At 64.4% G+C, this 12,992-nt stretch carries 14 protein-coding genes; 6 read left to right on the top strand and 8 right to left on the bottom strand.

The genetic code is table 11. The features are described from left to right. The first annotated feature begins 119 nt into the window (after positions 1 to 119). The gene (locus tag BM449_RS10960; protein ID WP_145536666.1) at positions 120 to 1,820 is read left to right on the top strand and encodes a tetratricopeptide repeat-containing glycosyltransferase family protein; all 1,701 of its coding nucleotides are present in this window, start codon (positions 120 to 122) and stop codon (positions 1,818 to 1,820) included. A gap of 5 nt (positions 1,821 to 1,825) precedes the next feature. Here the strand turns inward: BM449_RS10960 and gatA are convergent, their stop codons facing one another. The 8 genes from gatA to BM449_RS10920 all read right to left on the bottom strand — a co-directional run bounded on the left by gatA (position 1,826) and on the right by BM449_RS10920 (position 9,423). Beyond that, positions 1,826 to 3,286 carry an Asp-tRNA(Asn)/Glu-tRNA(Gln) amidotransferase subunit GatA gene (gene gatA, locus BM449_RS10955; protein WP_071801243.1) on the bottom strand — a complete coding sequence of 487 codons (1,461 nt, stop codon included), beginning with the start codon at positions 3,284 to 3,286 and terminating at the stop codon, positions 1,826 to 1,828. Positions 3,287 to 3,316: 30 nt separating this feature from the next. Continuing rightward, positions 3,317 to 3,565: a DUF1816 domain-containing protein gene (locus tag BM449_RS10950; protein ID WP_071801242.1), complete on the bottom strand. Its 249-nt coding sequence runs from the start codon at positions 3,563 to 3,565 to the stop codon at positions 3,317 to 3,319. Between the two features lie 64 nt (positions 3,566 to 3,629). Continuing rightward, positions 3,630 to 5,720 carry a 23S rRNA (guanosine(2251)-2'-O)-methyltransferase RlmB gene (rlmB, locus tag BM449_RS14520; protein WP_083544516.1) on the bottom strand — a complete coding sequence of 697 codons (2,091 nt, stop codon included), beginning with the start codon at positions 5,718 to 5,720 and terminating at the stop codon, positions 3,630 to 3,632. Beyond that, positions 5,717 to 6,127: a ribonuclease III domain-containing protein gene (locus BM449_RS10940; RefSeq protein ID WP_186437610.1), complete on the bottom strand. Its 411-nt coding sequence runs from the start codon at positions 6,125 to 6,127 to the stop codon at positions 5,717 to 5,719. The genes rlmB and BM449_RS10940 overlap by 4 nt, the downstream gene beginning before the upstream one ends. Positions 6,128 to 6,146: 19 nt before the next feature. Then, complete coding sequence (locus tag BM449_RS10935; RefSeq protein ID WP_071801241.1) at positions 6,147 to 6,497, bottom strand: STAS domain-containing protein; 351 nt, start codon at positions 6,495 to 6,497, stop codon at positions 6,147 to 6,149. A gap of 112 nt (positions 6,498 to 6,609) precedes the next feature. Then, positions 6,610 to 7,764: a glutamine-hydrolyzing carbamoyl-phosphate synthase small subunit gene (gene carA / locus BM449_RS10930; RefSeq protein ID WP_071801240.1), complete on the bottom strand. Its 1,155-nt coding sequence runs from the start codon at positions 7,762 to 7,764 to the stop codon at positions 6,610 to 6,612. Positions 7,765 to 7,788: 24 nt separating this feature from the next. Beyond that, the gene (trpD, locus tag BM449_RS10925; RefSeq protein ID WP_071801239.1) at positions 7,789 to 8,877 is read right to left on the bottom strand and encodes an anthranilate phosphoribosyltransferase; all 1,089 of its coding nucleotides are present in this window, start codon (positions 8,875 to 8,877) and stop codon (positions 7,789 to 7,791) included. Between the two features lie 219 nt (positions 8,878 to 9,096). Further along, a complete protein-coding gene (locus BM449_RS10920) occupies positions 9,097 to 9,423 on the bottom strand; it encodes a DUF3288 family protein (RefSeq protein WP_071801238.1) in 327 nt (108 codons plus the stop codon). A gap of 115 nt (positions 9,424 to 9,538) precedes the next feature. On the opposite strand from BM449_RS10920, the gene BM449_RS10915 reads away from it, so the two are divergent. The 5 genes from BM449_RS10915 to BM449_RS10895 all read left to right on the top strand — a co-directional run bounded on the left by BM449_RS10915 (position 9,539) and on the right by BM449_RS10895 (position 12,988). After that, positions 9,539 to 11,287 carry an ABC transporter ATP-binding protein gene (locus BM449_RS10915; protein WP_071801237.1) on the top strand — a complete coding sequence of 583 codons (1,749 nt, stop codon included), beginning with the start codon at positions 9,539 to 9,541 and terminating at the stop codon, positions 11,285 to 11,287. 120 nt (positions 11,288 to 11,407) lie between these two features. Beyond that, positions 11,408 to 11,671 carry a hypothetical protein gene (locus tag BM449_RS10910; protein WP_071801236.1) on the top strand — a complete coding sequence of 88 codons (264 nt, stop codon included), beginning with the start codon at positions 11,408 to 11,410 and terminating at the stop codon, positions 11,669 to 11,671. Between the two features lie 24 nt (positions 11,672 to 11,695). Then, positions 11,696 to 12,454: a peptide-methionine (S)-S-oxide reductase MsrA gene (gene msrA / locus BM449_RS10905; protein ID WP_071802226.1), complete on the top strand. Its 759-nt coding sequence runs from the start codon at positions 11,696 to 11,698 to the stop codon at positions 12,452 to 12,454. Between the two features lie 43 nt (positions 12,455 to 12,497). Continuing rightward, positions 12,498 to 12,797 (top strand): hypothetical protein, encoded by a 300-nt coding sequence (locus tag BM449_RS10900; RefSeq protein WP_233830673.1) that lies wholly within the window; start codon positions 12,498 to 12,500, stop codon positions 12,795 to 12,797. A gap of 5 nt (positions 12,798 to 12,802) precedes the next feature. Then, entirely contained in the window at positions 12,803 to 12,988 is a 186-nt protein-coding gene (locus BM449_RS10895; RefSeq protein WP_071801234.1) for a hypothetical protein, read from the top strand. Positions 12,989 to 12,992 lie beyond the last annotated feature (4 nt).

Raw genomic sequence — 12,992 nt, 5'->3', positions numbered from 1 at the left:
TTAAGGGAAACCACAAGATCAAGGGCTTTTCTCAGCCAAAACCCCATAGAGACACCACCAATAGCGTGCCACGACAGCTCGCAATCCCTGCTTGCTCGGGCCGGGATTCAGGCCATTGCTTGGCTGAACCTGTCATTCCAACCAGATTGGAATCTGAAAGCCATGCCTTGATCGGTAAGGTTTTCGCGGTAGTCCATCTTCAACCCATGGTCAGATCGCGTGGAGGGGCAGGTTCAGGGCAGCAGGGATTTTCTAGCAAACCAAGTCATCCAACCAGCAGCAAACTGCGGACATCCAAGAACGGCTTCCTGCAATCGATTACAAGGCAAGAAGCATTTCTAATACAGCAGGCCTTTCAACTTCATCAGGCCGGAAAGCTTCAAGAGGCGGAAGAAAAATATCTATCTTTAATCAATTCACAAACCAAGAACATCCTTGTGTATGTCAACCTGTCGTCAATCTATGGAAGGACCAAGCGGCACGATGAAGCCATTAAAATAGCTAATTTAGCAATCACTCTCAATCCATCCGACACGATGGCGCTCAGCAATCTAGGGCAGGCCTTGGCCAGCACTGGGAAATCTGAAGACGCCATCCTTGTCTACAGGAAAGCACTGGCGATTCGACATGAATTACCGATGGTGCATTGCAATCTTGGCAATGCCCTCACTCAGATCGGCGATTACGAAAATGGAATCCTTGCCTTCAACGAAGCGCTCTCCATTCAGCCCAATTATCCCGACGCCTCATACAATTTAGGCGTTGCCCTCAAGGATTTGGGCGAGCTCGATGCAGCCATGGAAAACCTGAATCGTGCAATTGAACAGGATTCAGGACATGTCGAAGCACGCTACTGCCGCTGTTTGATCATGCTTCTGCAGCAGAATTTTTCAGAAGCATGGGAGCACTTCGAGTACAGATGGAAATCAGAAACGGTTAAGCAATCTCCACCTCCATCACCCTCATGGCACCCAAGAGATAAGGAAAAAAGGGTCATCGTAATAGCAGAACTAGGAGTTGGCGACCAAATCAATTTTGGCACCATGATTCCGGACCTGAAAAGAGTTCACGAAGACATCATTGTCCTAGTTGACCCAAGGCTTTTGCCACTGATGCAGCGCTCCTTACCGCAGGTCAAATTTCAACATTCCATCTCAGTACCAACCAGCACAAAGAATGATGCCTTCATCGCCATGGGCAGCCTAGGCAGACATTTTCGTCAATCGCTCAGTGAATTTCCAGCCTCGCCAGCAGGTTATCTTGTGGCAGATCAAGCCTTGAAGATGCAGGTATCCAAAAAGATTCGCAATGGAGAGCCCAAACTGGTCTGTGGGATTTCCTGGCGCAGTACACACCCAATGCTGGGGGCTTCTAAGTCGATGTCCCTCATGGGATTGGCTGGCGCCTTGGCTAGGTCTAACGTCAAGTTGATTTCGCTTCAATACGGAGAGACCCAAAGCGAAATTTCCCAGTTACAACAACAAACAGGCATCGAGGTCAAATGCCTCAATGAAATTGACAACTTCAAAAATCTTGATGACTTGGCCGCACTAATCGATGCTTGTGACATCGTGATTTCCGTGAGCAATACCACAGTGCATCTGGCCTGCGGCCTTGGAAAGCCCACGTGGGTCCTACTCCAACATGTCCCCTTGCCACGTTGGGGCATCAAAGGGAGCCAGTCACCCTGGTATCCATCAGCCCGTCTCTTTCGTCAGCCGGAGCGTGGCAACTGGCAGTCTGTGCTCGATCAAGTGAGCGACGCTCTGGATTCCTTAATCAGTGGTTTAGCAATCAGCGATGCAGCCAAATCATTCTGATTTCCTCAGGCCACCAGTGCCGCCTCGGGCCGGCTGTCCATCACCCGCGCGGCCTGCTCGTAGTGGTGGGCCACCTGCAGCAGGCGCGGTTCTTCGAGCACGCCAGTGATCAGTTGCAGGCCGATCGGCAGGCCAGCGGAATCAAAACCGCAGGGCAGGCTGATCGCCGGTAGGCCGGCCATGTTCGCCGGAATCGTCAGCAGGTCGGCGAGATACATGGCCAAGGGGTCATCGGCGTGGGCGCCGAAGCGGAAGGCCGTGGTGGGCGCCGTCGGGCTGAGCAGCACATCAACACCCTCAAAGGCCCGGTCGAAATCGCGGCGGATCAAGGTGCGCACCTGCTGCGCTTTCTTGTAGTAGGCATCCATGTAGCCGGCCGACAGGGCATAGGTGCCGATCAGGATGCGACGTTGCACCTCCTCGCCAAACCCTTCGGTGCGGCTGCGGGCCGTCATCTCAGCCAAGCTGCCGGCCTGCTCGGAGCGGTAGCCGTATTTGACGCCGTCGTAGCGGGCCAGGTTGGCGGAAGCCTCCGACGGGGCGATCACGTAGTAGGTAGCGATGCCGTCGTTGAAGCGCGGGCAGCTCACATCCACCAGCTCGCAGCCCAGGGCCTGCAACTGGTCGGCGGCGGCCATCACGGCGGCGGCAACCTCTGGAGCCAGGCCGTCCTGCTCGAAGCATTCCTTGATCAGGCCCACCCGCAGACCAGCCACCGGTTGCTGCAGGGCGGCTGTGTAATCGGGAACAGGCACATCCAGGCAGGTGCCATCACGGGGATCGGCGCCGGCGATCACCTGGAGCAGGGCTGCCGCATCGGCGACGCTGGTGCTGAAGGGGCCCACCTGATCGAGCGAACTGGCGAAGGCCACCAAACCCCAACGGCTCACCCGGCCGTAGGTGGGCTTGAGCCCGACCACGCCGCAGAAGGAGGCGGGCTGGCGGATCGAGCCGCCGGTATCGGAGCCCAGGGCTGCCATCGCTTCACCGGCGGCCACCGCCGCCGCACTGCCGCCTGAACTGCCGCCTGGCACCCGCTCGGGGTCCCAGGGATTGCGGCTGGGGCCAAAGGCGGAGGTCTCCGTCGAGCTGCCCATGGCGAACTCGTCGAGGTTGGTTTTACCCAACAGCACCGCGCCGGCTTGCCAGAGGCGTTCGGTGACGGTGGATTCGTAGGGCGGAACAAAGTTCTCCAGCATGCGGCTGGAGCAGGTGGTGCGAATCCCCTTGGTGCAGAGGTTGTCCTTGATCGCCAGTGGCACCCCGGCCAGGGGAGGCAAGGGCTCACCGGCGGCCAGGCCGGCATCGATGCGGTCGGCATCAGCCCGGGCCCGCTCGGCGGTGACCTCCAGAAAGGCGTGGACGGTGGGGTCTAAGGCCGTGATCCGGGCGAGATGGTGGTCGGTGAGCTCGCGGGCGGACAGCTCCTTGCTCTGCAGTTGCTGCCGCCATTCAGCGATCCCCATGGCGTCCGTGTCGGCGATGGGGCGACGCTATCAGCCGGGGTTGAGCTCTTCGGTGAGCGGCTCACCCCGGCGCACCCGCAGCAGGTCATGGCTCAATGAAGCCGGCGCTTCCGAACGCAGATCAGCCAGGAAGGCCGGCAGTTTGGCCTCCAGGTGCCGGCGGCGCACAAACGGCCCAAACCAATAGATGACATCGGGGCCTTTGGTTTCGACCTTCGCCCACCAGGCCAGGCCCAGGCCATTGGCAAGTCCGCGCAGCACCTGAAGCAGGGGATTCATCTTGGCCCTTCGTGTCGGGCCATTCTGCCGATCGCCCCACGGGCCTGATGGCGTTGCGCTGACCTCACAGCTGGATGTCTCCTTGAAACGACGACGGCACCCCTCCGGCCGCCTCCATCTGCTCGCCCAGGATTGTGTCCCCGCTCGAGGTTGACTCCCCGCTCGAGGGTGTCTCCGCGCTCGCTACCTCCTCGGGAACAACGTGGCCGTTGGAGGGTGTGGCTTGGTCGTGCCGATCCCGCTCGACAACGATCGGGGAACCAGCGGAGCTGGTCTCGGTGGTGGTCTGAGCGGGATCCTGGTCGGGATCGGGGTTAAAGGCGAAGTCGGGGTCTCCTGAAGCCTGAGCTTCGGTTTCAGCTTCGACTTTTTCTGCTTCGGCTTCGAAATCGGCTTCGAAATCGGTTTCGGAATCCGTTTCAGCTTCGGATCCGGAATCGGAATCGCTGAAGACAACGGGCTCCGCTTCGGCCTCAGGCACGGCAGATCCAACAGGTCCATCTGACTGAACAGATCCAACAGAGGCGAGAGCCTGGGCGCCCTCCTCAAGGGGGTCGACGTCCGTGCTCGAAGCGTCAGCAGCCGGGGTTTTGGCGCCGGAAGCGGCGGCCTTGCTCGGCAACTGGGGCCTGACGAGGCGCGGGGCTGGAGCCGTGCCAGTAATCGACTTCATCCAGCCGCGGCGGGCCACTTCATAGAGCAGCAGGGCCGTGGCCACCGAGGCATTCAGGCTGGGGGTGGCGCCGCGCAGCGGAATGCGAATCAGCTGGTCGCAATGCTTGCGGGTGAGCATCGAGAGGCCCTGGGATTCAGAGCCGGTCACCACCACCAGGGGTCCGTCGAGGTCGGCCTCGATCAGGCTGACCGTGCCCTCTTCAGCCAGGCCGACAACCCGGTAACCCTCGTCCTTGAGCTGTTCAAGCGAGCGGTTGAGGTTGATCACCTTGGCCACCGGCAGATGCTCGAGGGCGCCGGCAGCCACCTTGGCCACCGAGCCGGTCAGGCCGGCATTGCGCCGCTGGGGCAGCACCAGACCGTGGGCACCGAGCGCTTCGGCACTGCGCACGATCGCCCCAAGGTTGTGAGGGTCGGTCAGGCCATCCACCGCCATCAGCAGCGGCGGCTCACCGAGCCCCCGGCAGCCCTCGATCAAGGTGCCCAGATCAAGGGTTTCGGCGGCAGCGGCCTGCAACACAATGCCCTGGTGCACAGCGCCGCCGGTGATCTGGCCCAGCCGTGCCCAGGTCACCTCTTCAACCAGCACCCCGCCGGCCTTGGCCTCGCGCAACAGCTGCAGGAAGCGCGGCGCGAAGCGCAGCTCAGGCGTGCACCAGATGCGGTGGATCGGCCGCTCGGCTTCCAGGGCGGCCAGGGCTGGATGGCGGCCCCAGACCATGTCCTCGGCCGGTTCCACCCCGAAGCGATCCGATTCACCGCTTGGCTCCAGAACATCGTTCCCGTCCCGGCCCGCTCCAGCAGGTGTGGAGGGGCGCCCGCCGCCGCGGGCGGGCCGATCAAAGGAGGAGGGCCGGCCTCCAAACGATGGCCTGCCACCAGAGGACGGCCTGCCACCGAAGGAAGGCCTCTCCCCGAAGGAAGGCCTGTCCCCGAAAGGTGGCTTGTCGCCGTAGGACGGCCGGCCACCAAAGGCAGGCTTGCCACCAAACGACGGCTTACGGCCAAAGCTCGGCCTATCCCCGCTGCGGTCTGCAAACGACGGCCGGCCGCCACCTCCTGACCCTGGCCGGGAGCCAAACGTGGGCTTGCCCCCAAACGAGGGCTTGTCAGCAAAGGAAGGTTTGCCGTAGGCGGGTTTTCCGTAGGCGGGTTTGCCAAAAGCAGGCTTGCCGTAGGCCGGCTTCGCGCCGCCTGGTCTGTCGCCGGAATCGGCGCGGCGGGCACCCGGCCTCGCCGGGATCACCCGGGCGGGGCGACCTTCGCCGCCAGCACGCCTGTCGTTGTCGCGCCCTTCACGGCTTCCAGCCGATCCCCCTGATGACGATCCCCCTGAACCTGACGATCCACCAGTGGGCGATCCCCGCCAATCCCTTTTGGGGCCACTGAACCGCGACGGTTTACCGCCGCGGGGAGCGGGCCCGGAGCGATCACCGTCCTCTCCTCCCCCAGGCCTGCGGCGCTCAATACGTGGGGTCATGGGAGATCGGGCAAGGGGTCGGGGCCGGGCTGTTCAAGTTGATCCAGCAGCTGTGCAAGCCGTCCGGGGTTCCGCAGAAAGAGCCAGCCCACCATTGTCTCAAATCCCGTGGCCCGCCCATAGACGGCCGGGTCGCCGCGCCGTGGTCCACGCCCGGCCCGGTTGCGTCCCCGGCGCACCCAGTCGCGTTCGGCGGCGCTCAGCAGGGGCTCCAAGCGCTCAAGGGCCCCGGCCTGGGCTTCGGCGCGGACCTCTTCGACAACGGACCGATGCAGGGAGTCGCTGCGACCGGGCTGCCGGCAGTAGCGCCGCCGCTGGTGCAGCTCCCAGACCGCATCCCCCAGCCAGGCCAGCTGCAGCGGACCAAGTTCGCTGCCAACCGGCGTCTGGGCCTGGATCTGACGCAGCCACTCGCCGGTGGGGAGATCAGGCGGCGGTGAGGGCACCAAGGGCCGTGGCGAGGTCGGGCTGGAGATGAAGAAACTCCTCGAGCCTCACCAACTTGATGGTCTGAACGACGCGGGCATTGCCGACGACCAGAAAGCGGATGCTGTCGTCGCTGCAGAGCTTGGCGAGCTGGACGAGCACCCCGAGGCCGGAGGAATCGATGTAATCGATATGGGTCAGATCCAGGAGGACAGGCAGGCTCGCCTTGCCCTTGTGCAAAACGACGTAGTCCTTGAATTGTTTGTCGGAGTAGGCATCCAGTTGGCCGGTGAAGCTGAACAGCAGGCAAGTGGACCGCTTCTCGATCCCACCCCGCAAAGACACGGTCAATCGCTGCAATTCAGGAATGTCCCTAAGCCCCGAGGCGTGACGGCGATGGAAGTGTAGGGAGTGAATGGGAGAAGGACTGAAGCCAACACAAAATCAGCAAATTTCTGCCGATTCAGGCGCTGCGACGCTCCGCCATCAAGGCCACGAAACGGCCGAAGTGGTGATCGGCATCGTGGGGTCCCGGGCTGGCTTCCGGGTGGTACTGAATCCCAAAAACCGGTTGGTGACGGTGGCGCAGGGCCGCCACGGTGTCGTCGTTGAGGTTGCGATGGGTGATCTCCACCTGATCGCCTGGCAAGGAGGCGGCATCGAGGGCGAACCCGTGGTTCTGGCTGGTGATCTCCACCAGCCCCCGACCGCCACAGGGATGGTTCAGACCCCGGTGGCCAAAGGTCAGCTTGTAGGTGCTGCCGCCGAGGGCCAGGCCAAGAATCTGATGGCCAAGGCAGATCCCGAACGTGGGCAGATCGGCCTGCGCCAGCAAGCCCTCCGCCAGCTGGATGCCGGCCGTCACGGCGGCTGGATCACCAGGACCATTGGAGAGGAAGACCCCTTCAGGGGCCAGGGCCAGCACCTGCTCGATGCCGCTGTCAGCCGGCAGCACGCTCACCTGACAACCATGGGCGGCGAGGCGCTCAAGGATGCCCCGCTTGATGCCGAAATCGATCGCCACGACCCGGTAGGGATCGCTGGGACGGGCCTGCTGGCGTTGATCAAAGCCGGCCTGGCAAAGCTCGTTCCACTCGTAGGGCGCCTTGGTGCTCACCTGCGCGGCCAGGTTGAGGCCCTCCATCGACGGGCTCTGGCGCACCTGCTCCAGCAGGCTGTGGGGATCGCTGCCATCGCTGCTGATCGCCCCATTGATGGCGCCGCCGTCACGCAAGCGCCGCACCAGGGCGCGGGTATCCACCCCGGCGATTCCCACCACCCCATGGCGCTCGAGCCAGCTGGCCAAGGAGCCGCTGGAGCGCCAGCTGCTTGGGGCCGGAGCCAGCTGGCGGGCAATCACGCCGCGCACTTGAGGGGAATCGGCTTCTTGATCCTCGGCATTGATGCCGGTGTTGCCCAATTCCGGGTAAGTGAAGGTGACCAACTGACCGACGTAGCTGGGATCGGTGATCACCTCCTGATAGCCGGTCATGCCGGTGTTGAACACCACTTCGCCGATGGCGGTTCCAACCGCCCCGAAGGCAAGGCCGCGCAGCAAGGTGCCATCCGCCAGCACCAGCAGCGCCTCACCAGGGGCAGGGGGAGAGGCGGCAGTCAACGGCACTGAAGCTTGTTAAAGCCATTATCCCGCACCAGCAACACCAGCAGCAGGCCCGCTTGGATCCAGCGCGTCACGCAAGGCCAGCAGCCGCTGCCAGCTCTGGCCCGTGGCCAGCACGGCCGTGGCCTGCTCCAGCCCTTCTTGAATCGAGGAGGCCTCGGCGGCGGCCCAGAGCACCAGCGCGGCATTCAATGCCACCACCTGCCGTTGGGCCAGGCTGCCGCCCCCCTGCAGCACGTCCGCAAGGATCTGCTGGCTCATGGCCAGGTCGCCGCCGGCGAGGGCCTCCAACGGAGCCGGCTGCAGACCCATCGCCGCTGGGTCGATCTCCAGGGCCTGCACTGCTCCCTGCTCCACCAACCGCAACTGGCTTGGTCCCGCGAGGGAGGCCTCGTCGAGGCCGCCAGCGCCATGGACCACCACGGCCCGCTCGACGCCGAGGCGGAGCAGGGCGTCGGCCATCGGTTCAAGCAGGTCCAGCCGGGCCACACCGATCACCTGGGCCTCGGGCACAAGCGGATTGACCAGTGGACCCAGCAGATTGAACACCGTGCGCACGCCCAGGCGCCGGCGCAGCGGAGCCAGGCCCACCAGGGCCGGATGCCAGCCAGGCGCGAACAGGAAGGTAACCCCACTGCGGGGCAAGGCCCCGATCACCGCACTGGGCGGAGCTTTGAGGTTGAGACCGAGGGCTTCGAGCACGTCGGCGGAGCCCACCTTGCCGCTGGCACTGCGATTGCCGTGCTTGGCGACGCTGGCACCGCAGGCGGCGGCCACAAAGGCCACGGCGGTGGAGATGTTGAAGCTGCCCGCCCCATCACCCCCGGTGCCACAGGTGTCAACCAGGCGCAGCGAGGGCCGCGGGCAGGGCAGGGCCACGGCCTGGCGCAGCACCTGGGCCATTGCCGCCAATTCGACGCCGCTCACCCCCTTGGCCCGCAGGGCGGCCAGCAGGGCACCGGTGAGCTCGGGTTCAATCTGGCCGTCGATCCAGCCGCGCATCAGCCCCGTGGCCTCACCCGCCCCCATCGATTCACCCTCCAGAAGCGTCTCCAGCAGGGCAGGCCAGGCGGTGGATGGGGCTGTGGATGGGGCTGTAGATGGGGACATCGGTCGGGGGTTGGAATCCAGGAGGATCCGGACAAAGGGATCCGTTGAGTGGGCAGCTGAGTGGGTAGCTGAGTAGGCCGCTGAGTGGACAGCCGCAGAGGCCGCAAGGCTCAGAAAAAAACCCGGGTGCAAAGCACGCCGGGCCGGGTGATGGGGAAGCGTTGATTATCCCCCTGAACGCTGAAATCTGAACGCTGAAATCCGAGCGATCGGTGCGCTTCAGGGGGTGTCCTGGGCCGCCGTATCAAAACCACTGCCCACCGCATCGCCGCCCACCGCCATGCCTGGGCGGTAACCCGAAGACCAGAGAGCCCGGGTGCGCTGGTGCAACTGGTCACGGCTGAGACCCCAGTGGCGCAGGGTCTTGGCCAGGTCCAACTGGAGGTCTTCGGCGCCGGGAAAGCCGTCGTAGCGAATCAACAGCCGGGCCAGATCCACCAGCTGGGTCTCTTCGGGTTGCTCCACCGCGAGCAGCCCATCAATGACGTCCCGGTCGGTGGCATGGAGGGGATGCACCTGGGCGGCGCCCTGGCTGGAATTCGTCATCGGCAGTCCCTGCCCATTGCGCCCTGCCCATTGCGACTGATGCTCAACTCTGGCATCGACGGCCGGCCGCGCGGCGTCAAGAGGATTCGTAGGTTGGAGGGCCCTGCCTGGCTCCATGGCCGCCATCCGACCCGGCCTGCTCTGGAAATACCTCCGCCCGCACCGCCGCGTGCTGGCCAAAGGCGCCGTGGCGCTGCTGGTGGTCAACCTCCTGAGCGTGATGATCCCCCTGATGGTCCGGGGTGTGATCGACGACCTGCAGGACGGGTTCGCCATCTCAGCCGTGTTGCGCCAGGCCGGCTGGATCGTCCTGCTGGCCAGCTTGATGGGGGTAGCCCGGCTGGTCTCCCGCATGCTGGTGTTCGGCGTTGGACGCCAGGTGGAGGCGAGCCTGCGCCAGCAGGTGTTCGAGCACATGCTGCGCCAGGAGCCGGGCTGGGTACAGACCGCCGGCAGCGGCGATGTCATCAGCCGCTCCACCAGCGATGTCGAGAACGTGCGGCGGCTGCTGGGTTTTGCCATTCTCAGCCTCACCAACACCGGCCTGGCCTATGCGCTCACCCTGCCGGCGATGCTGGCGATCGACCCGCTGCTGACCCTGGCAGCCGTGGGGCTCTATCCGGGCATGTTGATGGTGGTGCGCCTGTTCGGCGGCCGGATGATGCGGCAGCAACGGCGGCAGCAGGAATCGCTGGCCCATCTCTCCGATCTGATTCAGGAGGATCTCTCTGGAATCAGCGCCATCAAGATCTACGGCCAGGAGAACAACGAGCAGGAAGCCTTCGCCGAGCGCAATCGCGACTACCGCGATTCGGCCCTCTCCCTGGCCCGCACCCGCAGCACCCTGTTCCCGCTGCTGGAAGGAATTTCCTCGATCAGCCTGCTGCTGCTGCTCGCCTTCGGCAGCGGCCAGCTCGAGAGCGGCCGGCTGAGCATCGGCAATCTGGTGGCCCTGATCCTGTTTGTGGAGCGGTTGGTCTTCCCCACCGCCCTGCTGGGCTTCACCTTGAACACCTTCCAGACCGGGCAGGTGAGCCTGGATCGGGTGGAGGAGCTGCTCTCAAGGACGCCCCGCGTGGTCTCCCCGGATCAGCCGTTGCCGGCTGCGGTGGCAGGGCGCGGTGGCATCGAAGCCCGTGGCCTCACCGTTCGCTACGACGGCGCCCAGCGCGAGGCGCTCAGTGATGTGAGCTTCAGCCTGCATCCCGGCGAGCTGGTGGCCGTGGTGGGGCCCGTGGGATCCGGCAAGACCACCCTCGCCCGGGCCCTGGGCCGCATGGTGGAGGTGCCCGCACGGGCGCTGTTCATCGATGGTGTCGACGTCACCGACCTGGCGCTCCATGACCTCCGCCGCCTGGTGGCCCTGGTGCCCCAGGAGGGCTATCTGTTCACCGCCTCCCTGGCCGACAACCTGCGTTACGGCGATCCAGACGCCGACCTGGAGCGGGTGGAATCGGTGGCGCGGGAAGCGCGCCTGGAAGGCGACATCCGCGGCTTCCCGGACGGCTATCAGACTCTGGTAGGCGAACGGGGGATCACCCTCAGCGGCGGCCAGCGGCAACGGGCCGCCCTCGGCCGCGCCCTGATGGTGGACGCCCCGCTGCTGGTGCTCGACGATGCCCTGGCGAGCGTGGACAACAACACCGCCGCCGCGATTCTGAGCTCGATCCGTGAACAACGCGACCGCACGATCCTGATGGTCAGCCACCAGCTCTCGGCAGCGGCGGCCTGTGATCGGGTGCTGGTGCTCGACGACGGCCGCCTGGTGCAACAGGGCCGCCACCAGGAGCTGCTCGCTGAACCCGGCACCTACCGCCGCCTCTGGGAGCGGCAGAAGGCCGAAGAGCAGCTGCAGGTGGCCTGATCCACACCAAGACCAGCCGATCCGGCGATCAAACCGATAGGGCCGAACCAAACGAGTTGTTGACGTGAGCGATCAGAGGCTCCAACCGGCGCTTAGCTGGATCGATCCCGTGTTCACGCCATGGAGACCACCAAGGCCTACAAATTGCGGTGCACCCTCACCTTCGGCGACATCTACGGCCAGGTGCTGATCTGGATGGTGGTGATCTTCGTGAGCCTGGCGGCGGGCCTGGCCCTGATGGGCTCGAGCAAACCCATCTTTGCCCTGGTGGGCGTTGGCATGATCCTGGTGCTCTCGCTGCCGTTTCTGCTGTTCGCCTTCACCACCACCCTGCTGAACCACGTCTCCCTGGAGTCGGCGCCACAGGTCGAAACCCCTGCCTAGGGTTGCGGCAGCAGCATTTTGTCGGTGTTCGGACTGTTCACATCAACGGCCAGCAGCCCCAAAGGGAGGATCGTCACGGCCGAAGAAGCCCTGCCTGGGCGGCCCAGCCCGATCGCCACGGAAACCACCCATCAGGTGCTGGGGTCGGCCCTGAAGGCTGAACTGGAACCCAATCAACAGGAGGTTCTGTTCGGCTGCGGCTGTTTCTGGGGGGCAGAGAAGGGATTCTGGCGCCTGCCCGGTGTCGTGAGCACGGCGGTTGGTTATGCCGCCGGCCATACGCCGAATCCCACCTACGACGAGGTCTGCTCCGGCCGAACCGGCCATACCGAAGCGGTGCGGGTGGTCTGGAACACCGAGCAGGTGGGCTTCAGCGATCTGCTCAAGCTGTTCTGGGAATGCCACGACCCCACCCAGGGCATGGCCCAGGGCCATGACACCGGCAGCCAGTACCGCTCGGCGATCGTGACCCGCAACGCCGACCAGCTCAACCTCGCCCAAGCCAGCGCCCGCCACTACCAGGGCCAGCTCACGGCCGCAGGTTTTGGAGAAATCACCACGGAGATCGTGGCGGATCGCCCCTTCTTCTTTGCCGAAACCCATCACCAGCAATACCTGGCGAGGCCTGGCAGCCGCCCCTATTGCTCCGCCCGGCCCAGCGGAGTGCGGCTCACGCCTTTTCCAGGCAGTGCCTTCCTGCTGGCGCCAGAGGTCTGGGAGCAGTACGACTGGTCGGTGCAGCACTGCGTGCTGCGCAGCTCTAACACCCCGATCCGCCTCTGAGTAGATGTCAACCCGGTTTCACGCGCTGATCGCAGCCACTGCCTTGCTTCTCGGGCTGCCCGCCCAGGCGGCCAACCTGGCCGTGGGCTCTCCTTGGTGGGAGAACTACGACAGCCGCGACAGTTTTCTCTGCCGCAACCAGAGCAAGGTGATTGTCGAGCGCAACGACGCCCAGGCGGCCCTGATCTCCGGGAGATCTGTCACCACCCTGTTCCGGGAAACCTCCACCCTGCCCGGTGTGCGCTATGGCAACGATTCCCTGCGCCTGATCCTCAGGGGCGATGAACTCACTGTGGAGCGTCTGCCGATGCGGATTCAGTGCCTGCGCACCGACCAGGTCTGAGCGCTATGGGCACCCTTCCTGATCGCACGGTGATTCTTCTGCTCGCGGCCACCCTGGGCCTGGTGTTCGCCATGGTCTTCTGGTATGCCCGCTTGAACGGGCCGCTGGAACCACCCCTGTTGTGGAAGGAGGCGCCGGCCCTGGAGGCCCCGCCCCAACGGACTCCCAAGCCGCAAGGCACCCTGCTCTGAACCG

Source organism: Synechococcus sp. SynAce01 (assembly GCF_001885215.1).
GTDB lineage: Bacteria > Cyanobacteriota > Cyanobacteriia > PCC-6307 > Cyanobiaceae > Regnicoccus > Regnicoccus frigidus.
The sequence above is the reverse complement of the archived record's forward strand: the minus strand, read 5'-3'. Positions and strand labels throughout refer to the sequence as shown.

Bases quoted from the DNA above. Each gene is read 5' to 3' on its own strand.
- gatA (WP_071801243.1), bottom strand. From the start codon at position 3,286: ATGGGGATCGCTGAATGGCGGCAGCAACTGCAGAGCAAGGAGCTGTCC.
- BM449_RS10950 (WP_071801242.1), bottom strand. From the start codon at position 3,565: ATGAATCCCCTGCTTCAGGTGCTGCGCGGACTTGCCAATGGCCTGGGC.
- rlmB (WP_083544516.1), bottom strand. From the start codon at position 5,720: ATGACCCCACGTATTGAGCGCCGCAGGCCTGGGGGAGGAGAGGACGGT.
- trpD (WP_071801239.1), bottom strand. From the start codon at position 8,877: ATGTCCCCATCTACAGCCCCATCCACAGCCCCATCCACCGCCTGGCCT.
- BM449_RS10920 (WP_071801238.1), bottom strand. From the start codon at position 9,423: ATGACGAATTCCAGCCAGGGCGCCGCCCAGGTGCATCCCCTCCATGCC.
- BM449_RS10915 (WP_071801237.1), top strand. From the start codon at position 9,539: ATGGCCGCCATCCGACCCGGCCTGCTCTGGAAATACCTCCGCCCGCAC.
- BM449_RS10910 (WP_071801236.1), top strand. From the start codon at position 11,408: ATGGAGACCACCAAGGCCTACAAATTGCGGTGCACCCTCACCTTCGGC.
- BM449_RS10895 (WP_071801234.1), top strand. From the start codon at position 12,803: ATGGGCACCCTTCCTGATCGCACGGTGATTCTTCTGCTCGCGGCCACC.